Genomic DNA, 25,924 nt, shown 5'->3' on the forward strand with positions numbered 1-25,924 from the left:
ACTAAGGACTAAAGTCCTTACTACGAACCTAAGTTAGATTCAGGTTTGTAGTCGGGACTTTAGTCCCTCCAAATTCAGGACTAAAGTCCTTACTACGAACCTATGTTAAAATAAGATTAGAGATAGATATTATTAATGAGCAATATTAACCAAGTGTTATCAAGTCAAAAACAGCCAGAATTAGGATTGGTCTGCATTACGACTTCGGACGCAGTTCGTTTCCGGACTGTCACGCGGAAACGGCTGTTGCAGCTAACAGAAATTGAACAAGAAAAAGTATTGCGCGAATTGTATGCAGATAACTTAAAACGACTTGACAAAGCGCTTGATTTCTGCTACGCCAATGGGATTAAATTGTATCGCATGACTTCTGCACTGTTCCCTTTTGCAGATACAGATTTGGGGGAAACAGTTTTAGATTCGATGAATGAGGAATTGCGAAGAGTGGGCGATCGCACAATTGACCTCAACATCCGTTTGGTACTCCACCCGGATCAATTCGTCGTCCTCAGTTCCGACAAGCCGGATGTTGTGAAAAACAGCATTAAAATTCTGGCGACTCATGCTTTAATTATGGATATGTTGCAACAGCCCCGATCGCCCTACGCGCTGATGAACATTCACGGCGGTAAGGGCGATCGCACTTCGCAACTGACATCAGTCATCCGCGACTTACCCGAATCTATTCGATCGCGCTTAACCTTTGAAAATGACGAATACGCTTACAGTTGCTCAGAACTTTTAGAAGTTTGTCTCGATACCGCAGTACCGCTGGTTTTTGACGCGCACCACCACGTCATTCACGAACATTTAGAAACTTACAACGATCCGAATGTGGCCGAAATGCTAGCAGCAGCAAAGACTACTTGGCCTGTTCCCGAATGGCAATTAGTACACATATCAAATGGCCGAGAATTTTTTGCCGATCCGCGCCACAGCGACTTGATTGCAGATATGCCCGATTGTTATTATGATGCTCCTTGGATTGAAGTAGAAGCTAAATTTAAAGAGTTAGCTATTGACAAGTTGCGGAAAGAATGGCTGGCTGCCAAGATTCCCGAATTAAGCAATATCGTGTAGCGACTCGGGGAATCCGACAATTTTAATATCGTGTCGAAATAAAACCATCGCACTCAAATTGGTTCGTAGTGAGGACTTTAGTCCTTCATAGATGCGGACTAAAGTCCTCACTACGAACCGTATTATAAACTATAAATAATGTGAGCAATTATGTGCGGCAGATTCACGTTAAATACTCCAGCTAAAATCATCGCCGAATTCTTCAAACTCTCGGAAATTCCCGACATCAAACCGCGATACAATATCGCTCCAACTCAATCAATTGCTACCGTCACAGTCAATTCCGAAAAGATTGAGCGACAGTTTCAATTTATGCGCTGGGGATTGATTCCCAGTTGGGCAAAAGATATGAAAATCGCCAGCCATACGATTAATGCCCGATCGGAAACAGTAGCAGAAAAACCAGCTTTTCGCAGCGCCATCAAGCACAGGCGGTGTTTGATAATCGCTGACGGCTTCTACGAATGGCAACCGCAGGGGAAGAAAAAACAGCCTTACTATTTTACAATGGCAAACAGCGAACCTTTTGCTTTTGCCGGTTTGTGGGAAAATTGGGAATCGCCGGAAGCAGAAAAGATTGTATCTTGCAGTATAATTACTACCGCAGCTAACGAAACTGTACAGCCAGTGCACGATCGAATGCCGGTGATTTTGCCCGCAAGCGTTTGGGAAGAGTGGCTTGACCCCTCAATTAAAAATGCTCAGCAGGTTTTACCGCTGTTAAAGCCCTACGATCCAGCAGCAATGATCGCAAATGCTGTAAGTGCGATCGTCAACAGTCCAACTAAAGACAGCCCCGAGTGCATTCAAGCTATAGAATAAACTCGGCGGTTAGAAACCGCGTCTACACACACGAAGTCCGCCTCCGCGGACTAATAAGTCGAGGAGTGTTACAGTTAAACTCTGTTGTTATTTGCTCAAATACTTTTCTTCATCTCAACATTAGGCAAAGGACAAAAAATATGATCGGATATGTTACCCTCGGTACAAACGATTTGCAAAGTGCAGCCAAGTTTTATGATGCTTTGCTGGCTGAAATTGGGGCTAAACGATTCATGGAAATGGAGGAATTTATCGCATGGAGCGTTTCTCCGGAAATGCCAGCACTTGCTGTTACCAAACCCTTTGATGGCAACGAAGCAACTGTTGGCAATGGCGTTATGATTGCACTTCAAGTTGATAGTCCAGAAAAAGTCAATTTAGTTTACAATAAGGCGATCGCACTTGGCGCTCAGGATGAAGGAGCAGCCGGGCCAAGAGACGCGTTACCGGGGTTTTATGCGGGATATTTTCGGGATCTTGATGGCAATAAGCTGAACGTGTTTTGTATGATTGAACCAAACAGTTAAGATTTTTCCGATCCGACTAAAGAAACCGGGTTTTTTCGAGTTTCTGGACTGCGATCGAGTATGCTCGTAAAAACCCGGTTTCTGACTACCAGCGCGCTAACTATAAAAGATGAGAACATCAGAAGCAGAGGTAAAACTGATTGATTTCAGTCAAGAAAAGGCAACAGATTTTTTATTGCCTCAGCCTGCTGTCCTGACAAGTTCGGGATGGGATAAAATCTATTACGAACACCATCAACAGCCGCAGTTTGACACGCCCGAACATCAAGGTACATGGCACGTTATTGCCCATTGTCCTGATGTTGAGGTATCGGGAGAGCGATCGGGAGAACGGTGGTTGGATGGTAAGCTGAAAACAGAAGCCCGGAATCAGGGAGACATTGCGGTGATTCCGGCGGGTATTTCCCAGCGCTGCAATTGGAATACTTTAGCTCAGTTTACCATTTTGGCGATCGCCCCTACACTCCTGCAACAAGTCGGTCAAGATTTGGTAAATTGCGATCGCATTGAACTGATCCCTCATTACATGACAGAGCAAGATATCCTGATTCAAGGGATATTCGGCGCTTTAAGACAAGAATTAGAATTTGGCAAAATCGGCGGTTATTTACTGATTGATAGTCTTAAAACCGCATTAGCGATTCACCTGTTGCGGAATTATTGCACCGCGCCACCTCGGCTTTCTAGCTATTCTGATGGATTATCTAAACCCAAGCTGCAAGAAGTGAGGGAATATATTAACGAACATCTTCATCAAGACATCAAACTAATTGAACTGGCTGCGATCGCCCAAATCAGTCCTTATCACTTTTTACGTCTGTTCCAGCAAAGCATTGGCATCACACCTCACCAGTATATCTTGCAGCGTCGCATCGACAAAGCCAAGTATCTCTTACGCCAGAGCGAACTGAGCATCGCAGATATTGCTTTGCGAGTCGGATTTTGCGATCAAAGTCACTTGACTCGATGTTTCAAGCGCCTGCTGGGGATGACACCGAAACAATTTCTCTCAGGGCGATCGCAATAATCTACCAAAATCCCGCAACTTTTTTCTAGAATTCAGAATCCCCAATTTTCTAAGCTAAGACTCAATACGGTTCAGATAAGGCCGATCCCCCCTAGCCCCCCTTAAAAAGGCTACCGTGTACACACAACTCCTAGAAACCTGGCTGTGTCTGACACAACCTGACGTAGGCAAGGTTTTGAGATGAGGGAAGTTTTTATCAATAGTTTTAACTTATTGATAATGGTTGACGGGAAATCAAGGATTAAAAAAATAAATTTCCGTTTTTTTCCGTCATTTGATTTCCAACTCGACTTGTGTGTACACGGTAGACAAAGGGGGGGGATAGGAACTTACTCAAAGTCCCCCGACCTAAGGGGGATTTAGGGGGATTTCCGGGGAATTAACTGTGTTAACCCAACTGTATTGAAACTGAACGCTCGAAGCTGGAGAAAGCAAATGAAAAATTGCGAAATTAATACCACAACAGTCAAAGTTATTAACAATAACGTACAAATCGATGCTTACTTAGCCCAACCAGTAGAAAAGGGAAATTTTGCTGCGGTTATGGTGTTTCACGAAATCTTTGGTGTAAATGAAAATATTCGGGATATTACCGAATTGATAGCACAACAAGGATACATAGCAATTGCACCGGCGATGTATCAACGTATTGCACCCGGTTTTGAATTTGGGTTTAGCAAACCAGATATTGGTTATAGTCCAGAAGCTTACCAATTGGGGCTGCAATACTATCAACAAGTAAAATATTGGGAAATATTCAGCGATATTCAAGCAACGATTGCCTATCTCAAAACATTACCCAACGTTAAATCTGACTCTATTGGCTGCATTGGTTTTTGCTTTGGCGGTCATATTGCTTATATGGCTGCAACTTTACAGGATGTCAAAGCAAGTGCTTCGTTTTATGGTGGGGGGATTACAACTTCTAGCTATGGAGAATCTACTCCAACTCTCGATCGCACTTCGGAAATTAAAGGCACGATTTATACATTTTTTGGTACGCAGGATACATTGGTTTCACAGGAAGAAACCCTCAAAATCGAGGCAGAACTACAGAAACATCAAATCAATCATCGTGTATTTCGATACGATGCAGGACATGGATTCTTTGGTGCATTTTTCGTAGATAAGTACCCGTTTTTAGCAGAACACCCTAATATAAACAGAGAAGCTGCTGCTGATGCGTGGCAACAGGTTATTGAACTTTTTCAAAACAAACTTAAAGATTAGCAGCGAGATCGTTAGTCTTTGAAGGCAGAATCAAAAATTCAGCTTTTTTACGTTCTACCAACTGTCAATTAAGAGGGCGGGCCCGCACCATCCACCGCCCCTACCAACTGTCAACTGAAAAGCTGTCAACTGTCAACTGTCAACTGACTAACTTAACTGTCGTACATCCGCGCTTCTGCCGCGTCGGGATTTTCCTCGCAATACTCGTCAAAAGCCGTTTTGTCAAGCTTGATCGATCGCTGGTGAGCGGCCTCAGCCTGCATTTCCTCTACGATGTCCCAAGCTACCGCGCACTCTTTAGATGTAGCGCCTTTCTCTGCACAGACTGTTCTAGCATCGGCGATCGCCTTTTGAATTTCATCCTCAAAGACAACACTCTTCGGCTTCTCAACAAAATCGCTTTTTGTCAAAATATCCGTTACCGAAATAATGCCCAGCAGTTTGTCCTTAATCACCGGAGCTCGACGGATGCGGGTATTGGCGAACAACCTCGCCACATATTCCACGCCCAAGTCGGGATTCACCGTGATGCACGGTTTGGTCATAATCTCGAAGACGCGGACTTTTTGCGGGTCTACTCCGTAGGCTGTTACTTTGTAAACAATATCCGTTTCGGTGACAATGCCATAGGCGTCTTGTTCGTGGCGGCGTTCCACAATTAACGCGCGCAGGCAGAGTTCGTTCATCATCGCCACTGCTTCAGCTACCGTTGCCGAACCACGAATGGTGACAACTTCCTTTGTCATGATATCTTGGGCTTTCATCATCATTTTTTCTTGCTCCCAGCTCATACACTATAGAGTGTATCCCGATTGTGCGGCGCCTGATTTACGATCGCGATCGCCACTTACCCCTGTGTCCGCCTTCGCCTCCGAGAGTCCGCGATTTCTCGATCGGGCGGGCCTGTTTCGGACGATCGCCCAAGCAAGAGTCAAGCATTCGGGCGATCGAGCCTTCAGCTTATTTTGCCCAATTTATCAGCCCCAGTCTCAAAGAAGTAAAAGTTAACACAAACAAACCAACTGCTTGCGCTCGCACAGATCCCCGGCTCTGATAAACTTGATGGCTGGGAGTGCAAAAAAGCACAAGGCAAGCAGGACTTAAGTTGGGAGGATCTAATTCGTGGACAATGTAATCGGTTTAGAGATTATTGAAGTAGTCGAGCAGGCAGCTATTGCTTCCGCTCGCTTGATGGGCAAAGGCGAGAAAGATGAAGCCGATCGCGTAGCTGTAGAAGCAATGCGCGAACGCATGAACAAAATTCATATGCGCGGCCGCATCGTGATCGGTGAAGGCGAACGCGATGACGCACCCATGCTTTACATCGGCGAACAAGTGGGTATTTGTACCCAAGAAAATGCCAAAGATTTCTGCAACCCAGATGAATTGGTAGAAATTGACATCGCCGTTGACCCTTGCGAAGGTACTAACCTAGTTGCTTACGGTCAAAACGGTTCTATGGCAGTTTTGGCAATCTCTGAGAAAGGAGGTTTGTTTGCTGCACCAGATTTTTACATGAACAAATTGGCTGCTCCTGCGGCTGCGAAAAATCATGTAGATATTCGCAAAACACCAACACAAAACCTCAAAATTATCTCTGATTGTCTCGGCCGCAGTATTGAAGATTTGGTGGTGGTGGTCATGGATCGCCCCCGACACAAAGATTTAATTAATGAAATTCGGGCAGCAGGTTCAAGAGTTCGACTGATCAGCGACGGTGACGTTTCTGCTGCGATTTCTTGCGCGTTTTCTGGTTCCAACATCCACGCCCTGATGGGTATTGGCGCAGCACCTGAAGGTGTGATTTCCGCAGCAGCAATGCGCTGCTTGGGCGGTCACTTCCAAGGTCAGTTAATTTACGATCCGGCTGTTGTTAAAACTGGTTTGATCGGTGAAAGCAAAGAAAGCAACATCGCTCGCCTGACAGAAATGGGCATCACAGACCCAGACAAGATTTACAATGCTGAAGAGTTGGCATCTGGAGAAACTGTGCTGTTTGCAGCTTGCGGAATTACTCCCGGAACGCTGATGGATGGAGTTCGCTTCTTTGGCGGCGGCGCTCGTACAGAAAGCTTGGTAATTTCTTCTCAGTCGAAGACTGCTCGGTTTGTGGATACAATCCATATGTTTGACCAGCCGAAATCTCTGCAATTGAAATAGTCATTAGTTAACAGTTGACAGTTGACAGTTGACAGTTGACAGTTAGCTGTTGACGGTTGGCTGTTGACGATTGATAGTTGACTGTTTGCTGTTGACCGTAACCTGTTATTAGCAATCAGCGATAAACTAATAACTAATAACAGGTGACTGTTGACAAGTAATAAATAAATAGTGACAAATCATAAACATGAATATTGCAGTCGTAGGTCTCAGCCACAAAACAGCGCCGGTTGAAGTTCGGGAAAAACTCAGCATTCCAGAACAAAAGATTGAAGCGGCGATCGCCCAATTGCGCGGCTACCCCCACATTCAAGAGGTTGCAATCCTCAGCACTTGCAACCGTTTAGAAATTTATATCGTTACCGCAGAGTCAGAGCCGGGAGTGCGAGAAGTGATGCAGTTCCTTTCGGAATGCAGCAAGCTTCCTTTGCAGTCTTTGCGCCCTCACCTGTTTATTTTGCTGCACGAAGATGCGGTGATGCACTTGATGCGAGTGTCTGCGGGCCTCGACAGTTTGGTACTCGGAGAAGGACAAATTTTGGCTCAGGTGAAACAAACTCACAAACTCGCCCAGCAGTACAAAGGTGTTGGCAGAATTTTAGAACGTTTGTTTAAGCAAGCTCTGACAGCCGGGAAGCGTGTTCGCACGGAAACTAGCATTGGTACTGGTGCGGTTTCGATTAGTTCAGCGGCGGCGGAATTAGCTCAATTAAAAGGTCAACATTTAGCAACTAGCCGGATTGCGATTATCGGTGCTGGGAAGATGTCGCGGTTGTTGGTGCAGCATTTGCTGTCGAAAGGAGCGAGTCATATTGCGATCGTCAATCGATCGATGCGAGGGGCTGAGGAATTGGCCGGTTTGTTTAAAGATGCTACATTGCACTTGCATTTGCTCTCGGACATGATGCAGGTAATTGCGGATTCTGACTTGGTGTTTACCAGTACAGCCGCTACAGATCCGCTGTTAAATAAAGCTAAATTAGAAGCTGTCTTAAAACCAGATCGCCCGTTGATGTTGGTAGATATTTCTGTGCCGCGCAACGTTGACTCGGATGCGAAGGAATTGGCTAACGTGAAGTCGTTTAATGTGGACGATTTGAAAGCAGTGGTAGCTCAAAATCACGAAAGCCGCCGCAAAATGGCAATGGAAGCTGAGGGCTTGCTGGAACAGGAAGTAGAGGCTTTTGATGTCTGGTGGCGCAGTCTAGAAACTGTTCCTACCATTAGCTGTTTGCGAGATAAGATCGAATTGATTCGGGAACAAGAGTTAGAAAAAGCTTTGTCGCGTCTGGGTTCCGAGTTTTCGGAGAAACATCAAGATGTGATTGAATCTTTAACAAGAGGGATTGTGAATAAGATTTTGCACGATCCGATGGTGCAGTTGCGGGCGCAGCAGGATATTGAGGCGCGCCGACAAGCGATGCAGACTTTGCAAACGCTGTTTAATTTGGATGTTGATGTCAATCAGCAGTACAGTTAACAGCGTTAATCAGTTGACAGTTGACAGTTGACAGTTGACAGCGTTAATCAGTTGACAGTAGTCATTAGTGATGTTTTGCATTAGCTTTTAATGTAATTAGGACTTATATCGTTTCCGGTTGGTGAACCGCCATAAGATTGGTTCGTAGTGCGGACTTCAGTCCGCAGCCGTATGGCGGACTGAAGTCCGCACTACGAACTTTCATTGTTATGGTAATCTACCGGATATGATATTACCCATTTGCTGATTAAGTAACGGGGTTTATTAGCTCAAATAACTAATAACTAATAACTAATAACTAATAACTAATAACTAATGACTAATGACTATTAAGCGAATTTATCAATTAATTTTATTGCTTGTAGGGCTGTGGTTAGTTTTTGAGTTTTCCTCCCGGATTGCGGCAGAAATTCTCTGGTTTGAGGAAGTTGGATATCTTGAGGTTTTGCTGTTAAAACTGAAAACTCAAGCGTTGCTGGGCGCGATCGCACTTTTGGTATCTTCCACCTTCTTCTTCGGAAATTTAGCCCTAGCCCGCCGCCTGCAACTTCCCACCGAAAGCAACATCAAATCACCTGTTTTTAGGCAGTTAATCGCGCCCGCAAGTGGCCCAAACACGAAGAAAAATCATCAACTACCTGCTGCTAAATCTCAAATTGCCTTTCCCTGGCTGTTGTTGGCGATATTTGGATTAAGTGCGATCGCCAGTTTAACAGTAATTCACTGCGGGCTCTTAGCCGCCGGTACCATCGGCGATTTTAGGATAGTCGGGGGTTTGTCGGCGCCGCCAATAGACTTCGGATTTAAGTCAATCCAGGTTGGGGTGGTGCAGCTATCGTCTGATTGGTGGCAGTTGGGCTTGCTGCTGGGAATGATGTTAGCTGTAGCAATTAAGCCGGATTTTTGGTTGCGGGCGATCGCTCTTTTGCTCAGTTTGGCGATCGGGATAATTGCCGCCAGTCGCTGGACTAAACTTTTACAATCTTTCAACCCTACTAATTTTAACATCACCGACCCGATTTTTAATCAAGATATTAGCTTTTATGTATTTATCTTGCCGATCTTAGAATTACTAAGTTTCGGGCTGACTATTGTATCTGTGTACGGTTTAGTATCTTGCACTTTAACCTATTTGCTGGCGGGAAACAGCCTGAGTCAAGGCATATTTTTGGGGTTTTCGCGATCGCAACAGCGGCACTTGTACGGCTTGGGAGCAGCTTGCATGGTAGCCGTCTCACTCCGGTACTGGCTGGGCTGTTACACCTTGCTGTACTCGCGCGGAGACGTTACCTACGGGGCTGGTTACGCTGACGTGACGGTGCGGCTTCCCGTCTATGGCTTTTTGAGTATTGTGGCTGGGGCGATCGCACTTTTCATGCTTTGGCCTGTTTTCCAATTGAACATCAACAATAATAACTTTAAAAAAATCATCTTAGCATTTTTGACTGTAAGTTTTTTACTAGGTTTGCTGCTGCCAAAAATTGTGCAGCAACTCGCAGTCAAACCCAACGAACTAGCGCGCGAACAGCCCTACATCCAGCGCAGCATTGCCTTTACTCAACAAGCTTTTGACCTGAAGAAAATTGAAATTAAAACATTCGATCCAGGCGGAAAACTTACCTATCAAGACTTAGAAAAAAATCAACTTACTATTAGCAACATCCGGCTGTGGGACAAACAGCCACTGCTGCAAGCCAACCGACAGTTACAGCAAATTCGACCTTATTATACATTTCCTGATGCGGATATCGATCGCTACACAATCAAAAACGCCACAGCAAAAAAGGGAGATGTGGAAAGCCAGCAAGTAATTCTGGCGGCGCGGGAATTAGATTACACAGCAGTTGCGCCGGAAGCTCAAACTTGGGTAAACGAACATCTCGTGTACACTCACGGTTACGGCTTTACTCTTTCTCCCGTAAACACAGTCGGTGTCGGCGGTTTACCCGATTATTTTGTCAAAGATATTGGGGTAACAGCCCAGACAGGAGACACTGTTTTAGATGTAACTAAAGATAGCATTCGGGCCAGTATCCCGATCGGCTATCCGCGCATTTACTACGGCGAAGTCACCGATACAGACGCCATCGCACCGACAAAAGTCAAGGAATTCGACTATCCCAGCGGCCAAGACAATGTTTACAATACCTACAGCGGTACCGGCGGAATTGCGATCGACTCTCTATGGAAGCGCTTGCTATTTGCGAGTTATCTCAAAAATTGGCAAATGGCGCTTACCCGCAATTTTACACCAGAAACCAAGTTACTTTATCGCCGCAATATTAACAAAAGAGTCCGGGCGATTGCTCCTTTTTTGCGCTACGATTCCGATCCATATTTAGTAGTAGCAAACGCCAATCTCAGTAAAGGAGAAATAGAAAAAGAATTAGTTCAATCTGGCAACTCTATTAAAAAATCACCCCCTGCAAACGATAAATATCCTAACTATCTTTACTGGATTATCGATGGCTATACAGCGAGCGAGCGCTACCCCTATTCAGATCCAGGAAAAAATGAATTTAACTACATTCGCAACCCGGTAAAAGTCGTGATTGACGCCTACAATGGCTCTGTTAATTTTTACGTTAGCAATCCTTCCGACCCGATCATTAAGAGTTGGATGGCTATCTTTCCCGGACTCTTCAAACCCCTAGAAAGAATGTCTCCGGCACTCCGCAAACACATTAGATATCCCGTAGATTTGTTGAGCATTCAATCGGAACGGTTGTTAACTTATCACATGGAAGATCCGCAGGTATTTTACAATCGGGAGGATTTGTGGCGTGTTCCTAATGAGATTTATGGTGGCAAACAGCAGCCCGTAGAACCGTATTATTTGATTACGAAACTGCCGACGGAAACATCAGAAGAGTTTATTTTGCTATTGCCATTTACGCCAGTCAGTCGTAATAATTTAATTGCTTGGATTGCAGGGCGATCGGATGACGATGATTATGGTAAGTTGCTATTGTATCAATTCCCCAAACAGCGATTAGTTTACGGCCCGGAACAGATAGAAGCTTTAATCAACCAAGATCCGGTAATTTCTGAACAAATCTCTCTGTGGAATCGGCAGGGTTCAAAGGCGATTCAAGGTAATTTATTAGTAATTCCGATAGAACAATCTTTGCTGTACGTAGAACCTTTTTATTTGGAGGCTGAACGCAATAGTTTGCCAACTTTAATTAGAGTGATTGTTGCCTACGAAAATCGAATTGTGATGGCAGAAAATCTCGACAAGGCACTGAAGGCACTTTTCCAGCCAAAATCTACTAATAAACCCGCAATTGTGAGGCCAGTAGAAGGCGCATCTCCAGCGTTGAATTGACAGATGATATGTGTATGGAAATGGCATTCTCATTCATCGAACAACAATTACAATCAAACGGCATTACCAACTTAATTCTGATTTCTAACCGCGACTTGCACCGCTTCCCGATTCATGCTTTATTTAGCAGTGAATTTGTGATCACCTATTTGCCTAGCGCTCAATTTTTGCTGAATTTGAAACATCTTTATTAAAATTGCTTGACAGAATTCCGGGCTCGAAATAAACCACAGATGGCTCTGAGGGCGCTGAGAGAAGAGAAGGGGAGAAAGTTATTTAGAGTTGATAACTCTGAGGATTACTGTTAGTTAGCAGGCTTGACATCTTCCCACCAAAGCTGGACATAAGGCCAGAATACTTTATCATCATCTAGCTTGACGGTCACTTCATAGCGATCGATCTGAGTGAGTTCGCCTGTTTTACCATTGAATTGCAATTGTTTGGGATCGTCAGTGTGAATTTCTACCTTGTGATTCAACAGCGGTAGCATTTGCTTTGAAGAACCATGAAACGGATTTTTGCCTCTGAGCACATAGCCACCAATGAAAGATATGTACATTAAAGTCAGGAAAAATACTGTACACAAACTCACAATCAACAGTATTTTTGCTTGCGAAAAATTGGTATAAATGCTCGTAACTCCTACTATCATTGTTCCAAAAAATAACAGACTAGGCAGCAATAGTCCATCTCCCAGAAACTCGCTACAAAAAAGCATCAGGGGTATCTGAAAACCAAATAATGCAGCTACCCAAACCCACCCAGTCAGCAAGGATTCAGATAGTAGCCAATTCATTGCTACCGTCAGGCCGATCGCCATTACTATAGCCCAAATCGGTGCTGCATAATCGTACTGCCTAAAGGGAAGAACCACAAAAAAGAATGCAGCATAAACAAAACCCGCCAAAGCTAAGACAAATCCACTAATTATTTCGTTCCAGTTAAGCATTGTTAAATTCGGCGCAAATAGTGAAATCTTAATTAATATTATGTCCGATCGAGCAATAGTCCGGATATTTTGCGATCGCGAACGGTATAATAAGGGTTCCAGCTTCCTCAGAGGCTGAAATCTTAACGGTAGAATGCCAGTTTTAGCCACCACCCCAAAAAACTGTCCCGATTATTGCTCGAACAACCGCTATAAAATAGGTTTGTAGTGAGGACTTCAGTCCGCATCAAAAATCAGAGGACTGAAGTCCTCACTACAAACCTTATAAATGATAAAAATCTACACATTAGAAATGTCCTAACCCTTAACGTTCACCTGCTCATAAATTACAAACCCAGCCGCCGGTACAGTCAGCGAAATACATTTTCTCTGTCTGTCCTCAACATAAACTTTACTATTAATTTGCGTGTTGTCTGTCTAGTAAATGCACTTGAAACTGTCCCCAACTTTGTGTAAACTGTAGTCGATACTGTAATAAATGCAAGGAATATCCAAAGTCGTCGCATCCAGATCTAAAGCGTTTAATATTACCTTTTCACCGTTTTTACTAGCACAAAAATGCGCTTTGTGGTTGCCTTTTTCTACCGTCGTGGTCGTCAAACATCGTGACCACTTTATTCTTAAACCAAACGTGAGATTCTTTTTGCAGCAGCAGAAAGTTGCGGAACAAAGAAAAATAAACGCTGCGATCGCGATATCCTTTTACCATGTAGGCAAAGGCATCGAGGATTTCGCTAATTCCTAAAGTCGCATTCAAACCAGCCACTTCTAATGTAGAAAATGCTTGTTTGTGCCCTCCGGTAATCTCGCCAATCGAGTAAAATTTTTCCTTACCAATTAAGTGAGCAAATTCGTGAATAATTTCTGCAAATAACCGAATTTTACCCAAATGCACGTGCTTGACTTTATCAACTTGAAATCCATCGATATCTGTATAAGCCATCCAAAAATTGTAAGCTTCGCACAGATTTATTAGCGCCTCAGAAGGCTGGTAAAAATCTGTGCTTCCTTCACCTGTATGGATATCTTTGATAACGAAAAAATTTCCTTCGACATACTCAGGGTAATTATCCCAATTGCTAATATAACCTTTTTTGTTATAACTAGATGAATCTTAAAATTCGGCTGGCAAAATTGTTCCGTCTGGGAAAGCTTCGGGATAGTTTTCCCGCTGGTGACGACTTTTCCCCGATCGTCCTCATAACCGTTTTTTGTGCCGTCTGAAAAGCGATCGAGCATTAAAAAATATAGCACTTGGTCTTCCCAAGCCACAGGAGAAGGAAAAAATTTGCGATCGCGCAAAGATGTAAAATCTAATTCCGCTAATGCTTTCTCGCTTATTTTGATGTGTTCTCAATCTGTGAATAGTTACCAATTAACCGGGCTGGCAATTACAGATTAAGGCTATCACAGACTTTTGCTACTTGCTGTCGATGGTGATAGTCCTTATTGAAGCTAGAAAGCGGAATTTTCAGACCGATATATCATTTAGGGTCGATCGACTTGACAAATTGTTGCACAGGCTGCGGTAGAGCCGGTACAAAAGTCTTTCTAAAACCCCGAGCATCCAACACTCGCCACAAAATACCCACCGCTACCGTCAAGAAAAATAACGCTCCCAAAAAATTGAACGCACCAGACAGAAAACCGCCATCCCTTTTTTTCGGAGGCGTAATGTGTTTGATCCGATATACAGCCGGCTCGTAATCTTTCCGTTCCTCGCGACTGGGCACCGGCTTTTTGGCATTGGTGCGCGAACTCTTACGGGGGCTCCCACTCAAACCCGTTTGATTAGTTTTAGTAGAACTACTGGGCGAGTCCAAATCAGAATCGCCACGCATCGTGAACTTGCTAACAGATGTCCCGGTTTTGCCAACACCAGCATTCTGTATTCTACTGTTAGAGCGCTGAGTTGATTGGCGATCGGCTAAAGTTCGCATCAAACTTTGCAATTGCTGAGTCGCAGCCGGCGGGCGTTCCGCTTTCCTCGCCCAATTTAACAGCATCGCCGCAGTAATGCCGCAAAGATTCGCAGCCCCCACAGAAGCTATCCGCTTCAGCAGAGGCTGACTGTTGGACACAAACACCACCAGTGCGTCGGGATGTTCCTGAGCCAGACCGTAAACGCACTGAGCTGTAGCTACTACTAGCATTGCTTGTGCGCTTTGATTTTTCATCGAGGGTTCTAGACCCCGATGCGTTTCTTGAGCATCAGTCACAATCCAGCCACTATCTGCAAAAAAGCGCATAAACTCTCTGGCCACTTGCTCTTGAGCTTTTTCTACCGCTTTCCCTGTCAGATAATCTATTTCGTCATACACTACTTCCGGGAGATAGCAACTTCCCACCTTGGCATATTCTTGCCAAACTTGGGTTCTGCCAGCCATCAAAACATCCGCATCAAAAGTTACCAATACAGGAGGAAGTTGATTAGCCATAACTTTAGCCTAGATGCTCATATCCGTGATTTTTACTTGCTAAATTAAGTTTAAACAAATTCCGAGCTTTTCTATTGGGTTAATTCATAAATATCTGGGGTGCGCCCAAGCGCACCCAGCCCACCAATGGTCAGATGATTAGTTGCCAATTCCTAAACGCCCAGCTAAAGCGGGAGTCAAGGGCAAAAGTACAGAAATCATTAAGAACAAAGCCAACAAACCCAAAGCTGCGCGAGCGTCGTCAGGTTCAGTCAGCTCGTTGAGGCTCGGCCGCTCCAGATTCCGCTGTAAAATCAGAATCACGATCGCCCAATATAAAGCCAAAGGATTAACTAAAGAAGCGATCGCCAGCACCACAAACGTCGCCAAAGTAGCGCGACTGGCAATTTTCCGGCCGTAGATTGCTTGCACAATTCTACCTCCGTCCAACTGTCCCGCAGGCATCAAATTAATCGCCGTGATTACCAAGCCCAACCAACCAATAACTACCAGCGGGTGAACGTCAACAATCTGTTGCTGCAACGCCGCACCCAAAACCACTTTTGCCAAAGTTCCCACCAAAACCGAGCCCTTGAAATACTCTGCGGGAATTTGAAACAAACTGCCGGGGTGAGAAAGCAGCAAACCCGTTACCAGCATGAGCAGAGAAATTATTCCCCCAGCGGCTGACCCAGCAAAAGCGATGTCAAACAAAACTTTACGGTTGGGAAGCAGCGACTCAAAACGCTCGATCGCCCCAAAAGAACCTATCTGAAAAGTTGGTATAAAAAACGGCCAACTCAAGCCAACCTTGTACTGATTTGCCAGCACTCGGCGAGCAATTTCGCCTGACCCTAAAACCGCCCAAATTCCCGCCGCAATTGGCAGCACTTCTGGATATCTACCAGGCGAGTTAAAGAAATCGAAACTCAGCAGCAAACCCGCTGTTTCCAAACTGGTAGCAATTGTTGCTAGTAGTAGCACGACTGCGAGGATTTTTTGAGATAGGGTAGTTGGCTGCGGGTCATTTGTGCTGGGCAAGATAATAACTACCGGCTTCTCGTCCTGATTTTCTACTAAAAACAGGCGGTAGCGATCGTTCAATCTTTCTTGCAAACTTGCCGTCAAACGCGAGTGTACTTGTTCTGGGTCTCCCCGGAGATTGCCTTTCAAGATTACCCCATCTTGATAGGGAATCGTTTCTATAGCAAAGAAAGTATCGATGCCAAAGATTCCTTGAATTGCCTTGAGGTCTTCAACTGGAACGGGAATTATTTCTAATTCATTAGTTGCAGGCGATGTGACGATCTTAATAATTTCTTTTGCTGGTACCTGTTGTTTGTTTGGAGGGGAGTTTCCATCGCTTTGGGACTCGATCTGGGCCAGATCGGGGCGCGAGTCAATCGCTGCATCGGCTGCTGCCTTGCGTAATTGCCTGCCCAGATAAATGTACAATCCCGTGGATGTCACCAGCAGCAACAATACCGCCACTAGATTTAGGTAAATCCCGGCACCGAACAAACCAAAGAACAGCAGCCACGGACTCATCAGCACCACTGACTGCAACCAAGCTAACATTCCCAGTTTGCCAAAAGGTCTGGCCCGATAAAATCCCCAACCCAGAATTCCCACAGCAACCAATACCAGTGCAATTGTGGCGGTATTTTCCGATGCAACGATCGGCATTCCGGTTGCTTGCGCCAATACCGGCTGTAACTGGTCGATCGCGCTGCGGTCGAGTAATAGCATTAAATTTTGGGGTATATGAAATAAAATTGCTCTTAACATATCCAAACCTGTCCAAAAATAGCCCGAACACCTAGACCCCCAGGATACCCCCGCCATAGCCGTACTCGGCTTGGCGGTGGGAGGAATGGGGTGTGATTGAAGAGTCCCACCCCTGAGTGGGTTGACAATCGCAGATCGATGGCAACCAAAGGGGTGGGCGACGAATGAACAAACAGATCTACACTTGCCATAAAAAATATGTCACATGTGATAAAATAATTGGCATGGAACAAGTACTGACGCTAGGAAAGCAAACTCAATCCCTCGCCAGAACAGGTCGCCCAAATAGAGGCAACCCTTCAGGCGTTTGCGGCTGCTTGCAACTATGCCAATGAGGTAGTTAAGCCACAGACCACTAGCAAGACCACGATTCAAACTACGGTTTATCAAGAGTTGCGCTCGAACTTTGGGCTTAGCGCTAACTTGGCAGTCAGCGCTTGTGTGCGGGTTGGTGCTAATCGCAAAACTGCCAAGCTCAAGGGCAAGCCAGTTAAAACGTTCAAGCCAACCAGTGCTGACTACGATGCTCGAATCTTTGCTTTTAGGGAAAAAGATTGGACTGTCAGCCTCACGCTGATGAATGGACGCTACCACATCAAAATGAATGTGGGGCAGTACCAGACAGGCAAGCTCAAAGGTAAGAAGCCTACTGCTGCCCAACTCTGCAAACATCGAGATGGTAGCTACTACATCCATATTCAGGTCAAAGACACACCACCAGAACCGATTAAATCTAGCCAGGTAATTGGTGTAGACCTTGGACGTACAGATATTGCCGTAACTAGCGAGGGCGAAAAATGGAGCGGTAAGCACATTACCGCAGTCAGAGATCGATATTCCAGAACTAGAGCTTCGCTTCAGAGTAAAGCATCGAAAGGCACAAGATCGACACGGCGCAGATGCCGTAAGATTTTGCAACGGCTGTCGGGGAACGAGCGACGTTTTCAAACACATGAAAATCATGTAATCAGCAAAACCATCATCAAGCAAGCAGGAGCGAGTAATGCTATCCTCGCCATCGAGGACTTGACGGGGATTAGAGATCGTACCAACCAGATGCCGAGAAGCAAGACTGAGCGGTTTCGTTCCAATAGTTGGGCGTTCTATCAGTTGCGCCAGTTCTTGACCTACAAAGGTATTGGTGCGGGCGTTGAAGTGATTGCGATTAATCCGCGCTATACAAGTCAAACCTGCCACAAATGCCTGCATATCCATCCGACTAGAGGCGAGTCCTATCGGAGGGGTAAGAGTTTCAAGTGTGGACATTGCGGTTGGCATGGCGATGCTGATTTGAACGGTGCGATGATGATTAAATTATTGGGGTCGTCTGTAAACCGACCTGAAGGTTCCGAGCTATTCTGTAGCTTGAGGGCTGTTGAAAGCCCCCACCATAGCTGTACTCAGCTTGGTGGCAGGTAGTTTACTAAGGATAACTCTTGAGGGCTACCCGGCCCACAATCGGCTGCTGCTGTTTTAACTTCTGGGCTATTGACACAAAAGACTTTTTATGATAGCACATCGGGTGTGTCAAACATATACTCAGATAGCTAGGAGTGTCGATCGCCCGGAAACGGAAAGATTAGCCTGGTTTCGCAGGCGGCGCTTCTGTGCAGATTTGATGGTGTTTCGGATGCCCGAATCCGAAACAACTACGCAAAAACTGCGACACAAGGTTTCAGGCAGTATGTCCGTTTGTGTCCAAACGTTGGAAACTCTTGTCATGTATAGGTTTGGTTAACGGGTACGGCAGGACTTGAACCTGCGGCTCGCTGCTTAGAAGGCAGTAGCTTCAAATTTTTGCATCTGTCGGTACGTAAGCCTTTCAGCCTTTAATCATACAAAAGCAAACCAAGATGCACAACAAATGCACAACATTTTGATATTGTAAGCCTGTAGAGTTGAGGGCGCAATCGTGCAAACAAACCAATCTCAGCGTCGGAGAAAGGGGACTGTGGGAGTGATGGCAAGCCGAGGTATGCTACGTCTTCATTTGCCCCGCGAGCTTTATTCCGGTAAAAATACGTTTCTGTATATCGGTCTGGCGGATACTCTGGAGAACCGGGCGATCGCAGAATGCAAGGCTAAGCAGATTGAGTTTGACATTCTTGCAGGGATGTTTGACCCAAATGATTTAAGCAAGTACAAGCCTGTCCAAGCCCACAAACAGGGCAATCTGGTACAGGCTAAATTTGGGGTGGCGGGTTTGACGCTGCAAGAGTTGTGGGACAAATATTTAGGTTACAAGGAGGACACGCTTAAACCAAAGTCTTTGCACTACTTGCGGACTACGTTGGGGCGACACGTAGCCAAGTGCCCTTCGGATGTTCTGCAAGCGCTAGAGGTTCGCGAAGTTCTTTTAGGGGCAACAACGGGGGACATGACTAAGCGCATTCTCACCCACTTAAATGCTGCTGTTAATTGGGGCATCAAGCACAGGTTAATTATTTTGCCTGTCAGTCCGTACAAAGATATGGCTAATGATTTACCTAAGTACAACTGGCAGAATGACCCTACTCCTAATGCTTTTGTCACTGAAGAAAAGTTGCTGGTGTTACAAGCTTTTGAGTCTCACAAAAATCAGCCCGGACGCTGCTACAACACATACTACCCATTGGTAAAGTTTTGGTTTTTAACGGGTTGCCGTCCTAGCGAAGCTATTGGTTTGACTTGGGGGAATGTCTCGCCAGACTGTTCTTACGTTTTGTTTAACGGCAGCATTCAGTTTATTGAGGGCAAAGCTGTTGAGAGCAAGGGCAGTAAAAATAACAAACACCGGAAATTCCCTTGCAACAATGGGTTGAAGGAGTTTTTGTTGTCAATTAAGCCGCAACAGTTTGAGTCTAAGCAATTGGTTTTTTGTTCTCCAACTAGGGAGGCAATCAACTACAGCAATTTTTCTCAAAGAGCTTGGCAGAAGATAGTTTTACCTATCACTGACAAGACACGGGAACCTGGTTACAAGCCTACTACCCCATATTCTTGTCGCGATACTTTTATTAGCGAGCAATTGGCGCAAGGCATTCCATCTGCGGTGCTTGCTCGCTGGTGCGATACGTCGGAAAGTATTATCAATTCCCACTATTTAGATAACAAAGTATTGGAGCATTTACGCCCATTGTGATGCTGTTAATATGTTGATTCTATAGGCAACTTTTGCGATACGAAACTTTACAGTCCGTGTGTTGACAGATGCCTGTGAAACTGCGATCGTATGTAACTAAGGAAGATTGGTGCGCGACTGACTAGCACTTGCAATGCTAACCAAGTCACGACTTCCCCAAACCGTTATCTAACAACGTTTGGAGCTTAAAAATTATGACATTTTCAGTCGGTTGCCCTAAGAAGCAGCCGCAACTCTTTACATTTGAGTTGGCGGGGTTTTGCCATGACTGAATCCCCTCACTACCGCCGCATCGACAAACTCAGGGCGATCGCCTTTCAGAACGGTTTCACCAACGAAGACGCCAAACAGTTCGGAAAACTTTCCAAAACTGCCACGTGGGAGTCGCTACTAGAACTGTATTTCGTTGACGGCGAATCGCTTGACACAGTGCTAGCTACACCACTAGACACGGAGCTAGACACTGTAGACAAAATATCTGAACCGCTTGACACAGCGTATGTAGACAGTGTAGACACTGTTGACTGGACTAACGACGGCTCCTTTCCTGTCTGCAACTTTACCCGCCACAATTCCACCAACTTTTTAGACTGGGTTGACTTCGGACAACTCATCGCACTCGTACTCGCATCGGCGGGGGTGTTTGTGCTGGCTATGTCCATGTGGCGGCAAATCAACCCCCTCAACTTATTTCCTCCAGTCCGCATCAACATTCAAATCGGAGCCAAGTAAATGGGAGCAATGACAACCTTATTTGGTGGTGGCAACAGCGACGCCATTACCGCCAAAAACGAAAAGCTAATCGCACCGACCGACGCCAGCGTTATCACGCCGCTTAACCCCGGCAAATTCAGCAGCATCCGCACAACCCCCATATGCACCGACCCACGCTACTTCACCAAGGACGAAGCCAACGCACTCAAGGACTTAGCCAAGGAAAAAACCGAAGGTGCAGGTCACGCCAAACGCGCTTACAAGGCAATGGGCAAAATTGAGGAAGCCGACGCAAAAGTCCATAAGTTACACCGGGGATACGAGAAAAGCGTTGCCACCAACGAACTGAAAAAAAAGCGCGCCGACGCAGGTCTAGCTAAACACCTGCACGGACTTCGCCCCGGTTACGCGCGGCTGGGTTTTGGGCTAGAGAAGGCTGAAACCAACGCCACTGCAAGGATTGAGGAAATCAAAACCAAACTGCTGGGAGGAAATAAGTAAATGAGAGCGATCGCACTTGGCAACAACTTTCTGCTAACTGCGATTGCCTCCAGCTTCCTGTGCTGGCTGGCGTCGCTCCATCCCAACCTGTTGCTCTTGGTACAGGCACTTTTCGCGCTCAAGCTGATTGTTTCTGCGTCTGCGTGGTTGTTAGACGACTTTATCGTCCGAGTTCTCAAAATTGACTTACTCGAACTCAGAGGTCGGCTGATTGCGAGTACGATCGCGTCCTTAATAGGTTTGGGGGTGATACTATGTCGGGCTTAAAAGCAACTATCCTCACGGTCTCGGGTGTCGCTTTATGGTTGGCGCCGCCATTCCTTCTATCCCGTAAAGTACCGCTGCACAATCTAACCACAGGAGCAGCATTGATAGCCGGATTTGCCTGCTGCTTTGAATCCCGGAAATTAGCTTTAAAGGTTGCTGAAGAGGAAGAATTTGAGGCTCTGAAAAAAGCGGCAATCAATGCGGACATGGTGGATGAAGTTAGCACTTCCGTGTACATTTCCGAGCAGCAACGCAGGCAGGAAGCAGAATCTATCCTGAACCCGGTGGAACATCTAGAACGCGCTTTGGCACTGACTTCTGACGATAGCGACGAGCCTGTGGTGGAACGTTCAAACCAGCTAGTTGAACCCGACGCAGAACGTTCCCAGAACGGCGATGCGGAACTCGCAGAACGCATCATGCAACTGCGGGCGCGCGGCTACGGCAAGGCAAAAATCATTCTTGAGATTTGGGGAGTCAATAAAGGTGGCTCTCAAAAATACAAAGATGCCGAGGGTGAGTATAAACGCTTAGTCGGGGAGTAGGTAAAAGGCGAGTGAGTTGCGTGCGATTTACGTCCGAAAACTCACTCGTCGGGTTTAAAGGTAAAAACACTCGACGACTGCCTCAGATTAAGGGTTTGGATGTGACGGGAAACTCACTCGCTCTCTAGCAATCTTCTGACCCACGTCAACGGCTAAAATGAAAACATGGTTGATATTGATGTTGATAAGTATTTCAGAGAGTCTAGGCGATGCCTCCGGCCTTTTCATGTCTCGGGTGAACCGCTGATTGATTTTCTCGTGCGTGTTCGCGAAGGAAATCCAAAGAAATGGTCTTTTTGGCAAATGCTCTGTCATGCGGTTAAGGAATCCCTGGTCGCGATAGTCCTGGGTATCAATAGATTGTCCTCACCACCGCCCGGCCCACGTATTGAGTGGGAAGCAGAGGGTACAGCACAGCCATCAGAGATCGACCTAGAAAAGTCAATACCCGAGGTGAATCGCTGGCAGACGCTGGTTGAGACTTTTGTACCTGTCCCTGACTCTGAAATAGGTGGCTGTGCTCGCAACGACAGCCTAATCGCGCCTGCAATCAACTAGCAGGGCGGTTCCCCCTATGCCTTAAATTTTCAACAAAACCTGCAAACGCCAAAAAACCGCTGCTATCAATTGGAACCTGAGCGCAACGGCTTTTGGTACTAAACCCGCCTTTGAGAGCGGACATTAAATCCATGGAATCATCATATCCCAACGGGAAAATTTCTGCATCCGTAAATTCAATTTCCATCAACCCCAAACACCTCACCGAGTGGGTAGAAGGCTCAGCCTTATCAGAAGCGATCGCCCGTCTCAACATTGAATCGCTAGAGGCTAAAGAACTCAACGAACGCATCCAACCCAAAGAGCCAATCAAAACAGGTGGTTGGTGGTGTCGCGACGTTAACTGGCGAACAGGGTCAAGAATGGGGAATCGCTACGGACAAGCCAAACCAGATAGACCTCACCAACCAGAAGGACAAAAACCGCGCAAATACCTCACAGCCTCAGGAATGGAGCCTGACGCGATATTTTTAGCCATGCCAGATAAGAGACCTCCTGCGAAAGTATTTTATCGATCCTTTAACAGTAGCCATTTCAGCCATTATTAACTAATAATAAAAGATTGGCCAGACATACTGGTAATTATCGGTTCTGTCGATTAGGTGAGGACTTTCGCAGGAGGTCTAAGGATTACTGGCTCAAGACTCGCAACGACACCAGCATTCCCCGGCACTGGACAGAAGGGGTAAAAAAAGCTGGAGCGGGATTGAGCATAGCTTTGGCGGTAATTGCGCTTACAGGCGTTTGGAATTGGGGAAAAGACGGTCAGTTAGCAAAAGAGGTCAGCGACTGGGCGCAACCTGGAACCATTCACTACATAGGGCTTGCTGAATAAGCCTAAAACCCTTGCCTGAAAAGGCTTTGACTCGCATTCGGCACTAACAATGTGTAAGACTATGAGGTAAAATTAGTCAAAAGCCATGCACAGCATCACTTTCGTCCATGTACCGAAAACTTGACCCAAACCCAAAAGAACCTTCCAACTTTGACCTACTTGCACGAGGGACAATTGTCAAAGAATAATCGTTGGGTAATCATGGCAAAAATAATTCCGTGGTCAGATTTTGAAGAAGAATATGCCCAAAATTTCACCTGTTCAACAGGAGCACCCGCCAAATCGTTTCGTATGGCATTAGGAGCATTAATAATCAAAGAAAGATTGGGAACTAGCGATGCCGAAACAGTAGAACAAATAAGAGAAAACCCATACATACAATACTTTCTAGGTCTGAGTGGCTATAGTAATGAATCACCATTCGACTCATCCATGTTAGTTCATTTTAGGAAAAGAATAGGAATCAACCTAGTCAATAAAATCAATGAAAAAATGGTCAAAGACCAGACCCAAGTACAAGGAGAGGAAGTAGAAAAAGAATCATCAGAAAGAAGTGAACCCAAAAATCAAGGAAAATTAATATTAGATGCAACCTGCGCGCCAGCAGACATTAAATATCCGACGGACTTAGGACTATTAAATCAAGCCAGAGAACATACAGAAAAAATTATAGATATACTACACAATCAAACTAAATCACCGAAAAAAAAAAGCCTCTTAACCTATCGAAACAGAGCCAGAAAAGAATACCTGAGCGTAGCAAAACAAAAAAAGCCACGAAGAAAAGCAAGAAGAAAAGCAATTAAAAAACAACTGCAATACATCCAAAGAAATTTGGCGAGTATAGAGCGAATGGGTGAGCTACAGTTATTAACCAAATCTGATTATAGAATGCTGTTAGTAGTTACAGAAGTCTACCGCCAACAGTTCTCAATGTATGAAAAGAAAGAACATAGTATTCCCGATAGAATAGTAAGTTTAAAGCAACCACATATCCGCCCGATAGTGAGAGGGAAAGCCGGGAAATCCGTTGAATTTGGGGCAAAACTGTCAGCCAGTTGTCTCCAGGGTTACGTATTTTTAGACCGAATTAGTTGGGATAACTTCAACGAATCAGGAGACCTTAAAACACAAGTAGAAGCCTTTAAAAAATTTACCGGATATTACCCTGAATCAATTCATGTAGATCAGATATATCGAACAGAAGAAAATAGCATTTTGTGCAAAGAACTCGGCATAAGAATGAGCGGTGTTCGCCTAAGAAAATCTCCCAAAAATCTGAGCAAATCACTAAAAAAACAAGCTCAATCAGATGAGAGAATTCGTAACTTAATTGAGGGGAAATTTGGAGAAGCCAAAAGAAGATTCAGCCTCGCTAGAGTGATGGCTAAACTTAATAATACTTCGGAAACAAGCATCGCAATAACTTTTCTGGTGATGAATCTTTCTGCCCTGCTAAGGCAGGCTTTTTGGCTTTTTTTCGGTCTATTTCACAACAAAAACCTTTTGTCATGTTTTTTGGCTTAAATCATTGGCAAAAGCTATGTTTCGCCATCGAAAAATTAATAAAAATTATATTACCGAGGCGAGTTCAAATCCACTCATCTTTCTAAATGCTGTTTTCTGACTTTTTCAGCAAGCCCTACATAGACTTTGACTCGGATTTTGCCGAGAACCCATCTTGCCGTGCAGCCATTTTGAAATTCGGCCGCTTGCTGATTGAGCACGGGTGTGAAGTCCACATAACGGTTTGGGACAAGCAGTTCAAAGGCATGGATGACTTTATCAAAGCTAACGGGGCAGAAGCATTCAAGGAAGCTGTCGCGAACGCGCTAACTCTAGAGGAATGGGAGCGACAGCTTAAAAAAAGCGATCGCAAAAAAGCAGTTTCAACCCCTAATAATTCTCTAACTCTTCCTGCGCGCACACGTGAAGTAGTATGCCAGAAGTATGAGAATAGTACAAATGACTACATTCCAGACACAGCGCCGATTGCAGAACAAAACTTCGTCCAGAAATCCGAATTTGCACTCTATGGGAACGGTCATTGGGTGTCAATTGCGGGACAACTGTACCACTGGGTAGGCAGTCACTATGAATTGCGGCCAGAGGCGGAAGAGAGACGGCGTATAGGTGACTGGCTAAACACCTACTCAGAGAAAGTAAAGGGCGTTTGGGTTAACAATCGGGCAAAGTCAGGCAATATTAATGAGGTTCTGAATTGGGTTGTCAATCGGACTGCTGTTGACCCAAACAAGATAAACCCCGATGGTTTGAATTGTTCCAACGGGGTAGTCAAGATTAACCTTGACGGCTCTCATTCACTTGTGTCACACAATCCCAGCCAGATTTACACCTACGTCGGTGGTAAGTATGACCCTGGTGTTGACCCTACGGATTGCGATCGCCTTTTAGAGTGTCTTGAGCCAGCGCAACGAAAGATTTTTAGGCGTTGCTGAGTTAGAGTATGAATAGGAGGAATAATTTATGCAATGCCCTGAATGTAAATCAACCCATATCCGTAAAAACGGCAAGAAGAAAGGAAAACAAAATCACATTTGTGTCCAATGCAGTC

The 25,924-nt window shown here is 45.3% G+C and carries 28 protein-coding genes, 1 tRNA gene and 1 pseudogene; 23 read left to right on the forward strand and 7 right to left on the reverse strand.

Features of this window, described 5'->3' with window-relative positions; all coding sequences use genetic code 11:
• The first annotated feature begins 135 nt into the window (after positions 1–135).
• The 5 genes from uvsE (at position 136) to QZW82_RS27670 (ending at position 4,686) form a co-directional block, all read left to right on the forward strand.
• Complete coding sequence (gene uvsE / locus QZW82_RS27650; RefSeq protein ID WP_293156000.1) at positions 136–1,080, forward strand: UV DNA damage repair endonuclease UvsE; 945 nt, start codon at positions 136–138, stop codon at positions 1,078–1,080.
• A gap of 150 nt (positions 1,081–1,230) precedes the next feature.
• Positions 1,231–1,902: an SOS response-associated peptidase gene (locus tag QZW82_RS27655; RefSeq protein ID WP_293156003.1), complete on the forward strand. Its 672-nt coding sequence runs from the start codon at positions 1,231–1,233 to the stop codon at positions 1,900–1,902.
• A 140-nt stretch (positions 1,903–2,042) separates the two neighbouring features.
• A complete protein-coding gene (locus tag QZW82_RS27660) occupies positions 2,043–2,429 on the forward strand; it encodes a VOC family protein (RefSeq protein WP_293156006.1) in 387 nt (128 codons plus the stop codon).
• 109 nt (positions 2,430–2,538) lie between these two features.
• Complete coding sequence (locus tag QZW82_RS27665) at positions 2,539–3,456, forward strand: AraC family transcriptional regulator (RefSeq protein ID WP_293156009.1); 918 nt, start codon at positions 2,539–2,541, stop codon at positions 3,454–3,456.
• A gap of 435 nt (positions 3,457–3,891) precedes the next feature.
• Positions 3,892–4,686 (forward strand): dienelactone hydrolase family protein, encoded by a 795-nt coding sequence (locus QZW82_RS27670; protein ID WP_293156012.1) that lies wholly within the window; start codon positions 3,892–3,894, stop codon positions 4,684–4,686.
• A gap of 152 nt (positions 4,687–4,838) precedes the next feature.
• Here QZW82_RS27670 and QZW82_RS27675 read toward each other — a convergent pair whose 3' ends face one another.
• Entirely contained in the window at positions 4,839–5,456 is a 618-nt protein-coding gene (locus tag QZW82_RS27675) for a CP12 domain-containing protein (RefSeq protein ID WP_293156071.1), read from the reverse strand.
• A gap of 44 nt (positions 5,457–5,500) precedes the next feature.
• Here QZW82_RS27675 and QZW82_RS27680 point away from each other — a divergent pair, with 44 nt between their 5' ends.
• From QZW82_RS27680 to QZW82_RS27700, 5 genes are all read left to right on the forward strand, one after another.
• Positions 5,501–5,740 carry a hypothetical protein gene (locus tag QZW82_RS27680; protein WP_293156015.1) on the forward strand — a complete coding sequence of 80 codons (240 nt, stop codon included), beginning with the start codon at positions 5,501–5,503 and terminating at the stop codon, positions 5,738–5,740.
• A gap of 68 nt (positions 5,741–5,808) precedes the next feature.
• Positions 5,809–6,846, forward strand: coding sequence for a class II fructose-bisphosphatase (gene glpX, locus QZW82_RS27685; protein WP_293156018.1), 1,038 nt, complete (start codon positions 5,809–5,811; stop codon positions 6,844–6,846).
• Positions 6,847–7,033: 187 nt separating this feature from the next.
• Positions 7,034–8,326 (forward strand): glutamyl-tRNA reductase, encoded by a 1,293-nt coding sequence (locus tag QZW82_RS27690; protein ID WP_293156020.1) that lies wholly within the window; start codon positions 7,034–7,036, stop codon positions 8,324–8,326.
• A 322-nt stretch (positions 8,327–8,648) separates the two neighbouring features.
• A complete protein-coding gene (locus tag QZW82_RS27695; protein WP_293156023.1) occupies positions 8,649–11,654 on the forward strand; it encodes a UPF0182 family protein in 3,006 nt (1,001 codons plus the stop codon).
• 20 nt (positions 11,655–11,674) lie between these two features.
• The gene (locus QZW82_RS27700) at positions 11,675–11,848 is read left to right on the forward strand and encodes a hypothetical protein (RefSeq protein WP_293156026.1); all 174 of its coding nucleotides are present in this window, start codon (positions 11,675–11,677) and stop codon (positions 11,846–11,848) included.
• A 110-nt stretch (positions 11,849–11,958) separates the two neighbouring features.
• Here the strand turns inward: QZW82_RS27700 and QZW82_RS27705 are convergent, their stop codons facing one another.
• The 5 genes from QZW82_RS27705 to QZW82_RS27725 all read right to left on the reverse strand — a co-directional run bounded on the left by QZW82_RS27705 (position 11,959) and on the right by QZW82_RS27725 (position 16,706).
• Positions 11,959–12,603, reverse strand: coding sequence for a hypothetical protein (locus tag QZW82_RS27705; RefSeq protein WP_293156029.1), 645 nt, complete (start codon positions 12,601–12,603; stop codon positions 11,959–11,961).
• Between the two features lie 547 nt (positions 12,604–13,150).
• Positions 13,151–13,546, reverse strand: a complete 396-nt coding sequence (locus QZW82_RS27710) for a hypothetical protein (protein ID WP_293156032.1) — start codon at positions 13,544–13,546, stop codon at positions 13,151–13,153.
• A gap of 29 nt (positions 13,547–13,575) precedes the next feature.
• Complete coding sequence (locus QZW82_RS27715; protein ID WP_293156035.1) at positions 13,576–13,857, reverse strand: hypothetical protein; 282 nt, start codon at positions 13,855–13,857, stop codon at positions 13,576–13,578.
• Between the two features lie 230 nt (positions 13,858–14,087).
• Positions 14,088–15,041: a PIN domain-containing protein gene (locus QZW82_RS27720; protein WP_293156038.1), complete on the reverse strand. Its 954-nt coding sequence runs from the start codon at positions 15,039–15,041 to the stop codon at positions 14,088–14,090.
• Positions 15,042–15,179: 138 nt separating this feature from the next.
• The gene (locus QZW82_RS27725) at positions 15,180–16,706 is read right to left on the reverse strand and encodes a site-2 protease family protein (RefSeq protein ID WP_293156074.1); all 1,527 of its coding nucleotides are present in this window, start codon (positions 16,704–16,706) and stop codon (positions 15,180–15,182) included.
• 387 nt (positions 16,707–17,093) lie between these two features.
• Here QZW82_RS27725 and QZW82_RS27730 point away from each other — a divergent pair, with 387 nt between their 5' ends.
• Together QZW82_RS27730 and QZW82_RS27735 are read left to right on the forward strand one after the other, a co-directional pair.
• A complete protein-coding gene (locus QZW82_RS27730) occupies positions 17,094–18,227 on the forward strand; it encodes a transposase (RefSeq protein ID WP_363318908.1) in 1,134 nt (377 codons plus the stop codon).
• A gap of 88 nt (positions 18,228–18,315) precedes the next feature.
• Positions 18,316–18,546: a hypothetical protein gene (locus QZW82_RS27735; protein WP_293156041.1), complete on the forward strand. Its 231-nt coding sequence runs from the start codon at positions 18,316–18,318 to the stop codon at positions 18,544–18,546.
• Positions 18,547–18,549: 3 nt separating this feature from the next.
• Here the strand turns inward: QZW82_RS27735 and QZW82_RS27740 are convergent.
• Positions 18,550–18,636, reverse strand: a tRNA-Arg gene (locus QZW82_RS27740).
• Positions 18,637–18,783: 147 nt separating this feature from the next.
• On the opposite strand from QZW82_RS27740, the gene QZW82_RS27745 reads away from it, so the two are divergent.
• The 11 genes and pseudogenes from QZW82_RS27745 to QZW82_RS27790 all read left to right on the forward strand — a co-directional run.
• Complete coding sequence (locus tag QZW82_RS27745; protein ID WP_293156044.1) at positions 18,784–19,929, forward strand: tyrosine-type recombinase/integrase; 1,146 nt, start codon at positions 18,784–18,786, stop codon at positions 19,927–19,929.
• 264 nt (positions 19,930–20,193) lie between these two features.
• Entirely contained in the window at positions 20,194–20,661 is a 468-nt protein-coding gene (locus tag QZW82_RS27750; protein ID WP_293156047.1) for a hypothetical protein, read from the forward strand.
• A 9-nt stretch (positions 20,662–20,670) separates the two neighbouring features.
• Positions 20,671–21,144: a hypothetical protein gene (locus QZW82_RS27755; protein ID WP_293156050.1), complete on the forward strand. Its 474-nt coding sequence runs from the start codon at positions 20,671–20,673 to the stop codon at positions 21,142–21,144.
• Positions 21,145–21,411, forward strand: a complete 267-nt coding sequence (locus tag QZW82_RS27760; RefSeq protein WP_293156053.1) for a hypothetical protein — start codon at positions 21,145–21,147, stop codon at positions 21,409–21,411. It abuts the gene before it with no gap.
• Complete coding sequence (locus tag QZW82_RS27765) at positions 21,399–21,956, forward strand: hypothetical protein (RefSeq protein ID WP_293156056.1); 558 nt, start codon at positions 21,399–21,401, stop codon at positions 21,954–21,956. The genes QZW82_RS27760 and QZW82_RS27765 overlap by 13 nt, the downstream gene beginning before the upstream one ends.
• 165 nt (positions 21,957–22,121) lie before the next feature.
• Positions 22,122–22,514: a hypothetical protein gene (locus QZW82_RS27770; RefSeq protein ID WP_293156059.1), complete on the forward strand. Its 393-nt coding sequence runs from the start codon at positions 22,122–22,124 to the stop codon at positions 22,512–22,514.
• A 131-nt stretch (positions 22,515–22,645) separates the two neighbouring features.
• Entirely contained in the window at positions 22,646–23,062 is a 417-nt protein-coding gene (locus QZW82_RS27775; protein ID WP_293156062.1) for a hypothetical protein, read from the forward strand.
• 14 nt (positions 23,063–23,076) lie between these two features.
• The gene (locus QZW82_RS32320) at positions 23,077–23,349 is read left to right on the forward strand and encodes a DUF3854 domain-containing protein (protein WP_293369994.1); all 273 of its coding nucleotides are present in this window, start codon (positions 23,077–23,079) and stop codon (positions 23,347–23,349) included.
• Between the two features lie 107 nt (positions 23,350–23,456).
• Positions 23,457–24,876 (forward strand): IS5 family transposase gene (locus QZW82_RS27780; protein ID WP_293156065.1). Its coding sequence is split into 2 segments (ribosomal slippage): positions 23,457–23,516 and positions 23,518–24,876, totalling 1,419 coding nucleotides; the frame shifts between segments, so codons are not numbered across the junction.
• An 86-nt stretch (positions 24,877–24,962) separates the two neighbouring features.
• Positions 24,963–25,808, forward strand: coding sequence for a DUF3854 domain-containing protein (locus tag QZW82_RS27785; protein ID WP_293156068.1), 846 nt, complete (start codon positions 24,963–24,965; stop codon positions 25,806–25,808).
• 28 nt (positions 25,809–25,836) lie between these two features.
• A pseudogene (locus tag QZW82_RS27790) lies at positions 25,837–25,924 on the forward strand (IS1 family transposase); the annotation flags it as partial.

It is taken from the genome of Microcoleus sp. bin48.metabat.b7b8b9.023 (assembly GCF_013299185.1).
In the GTDB taxonomy this organism is placed as follows: Bacteria; Cyanobacteriota; Cyanobacteriia; order Cyanobacteriales; family Microcoleaceae; genus Microcoleus.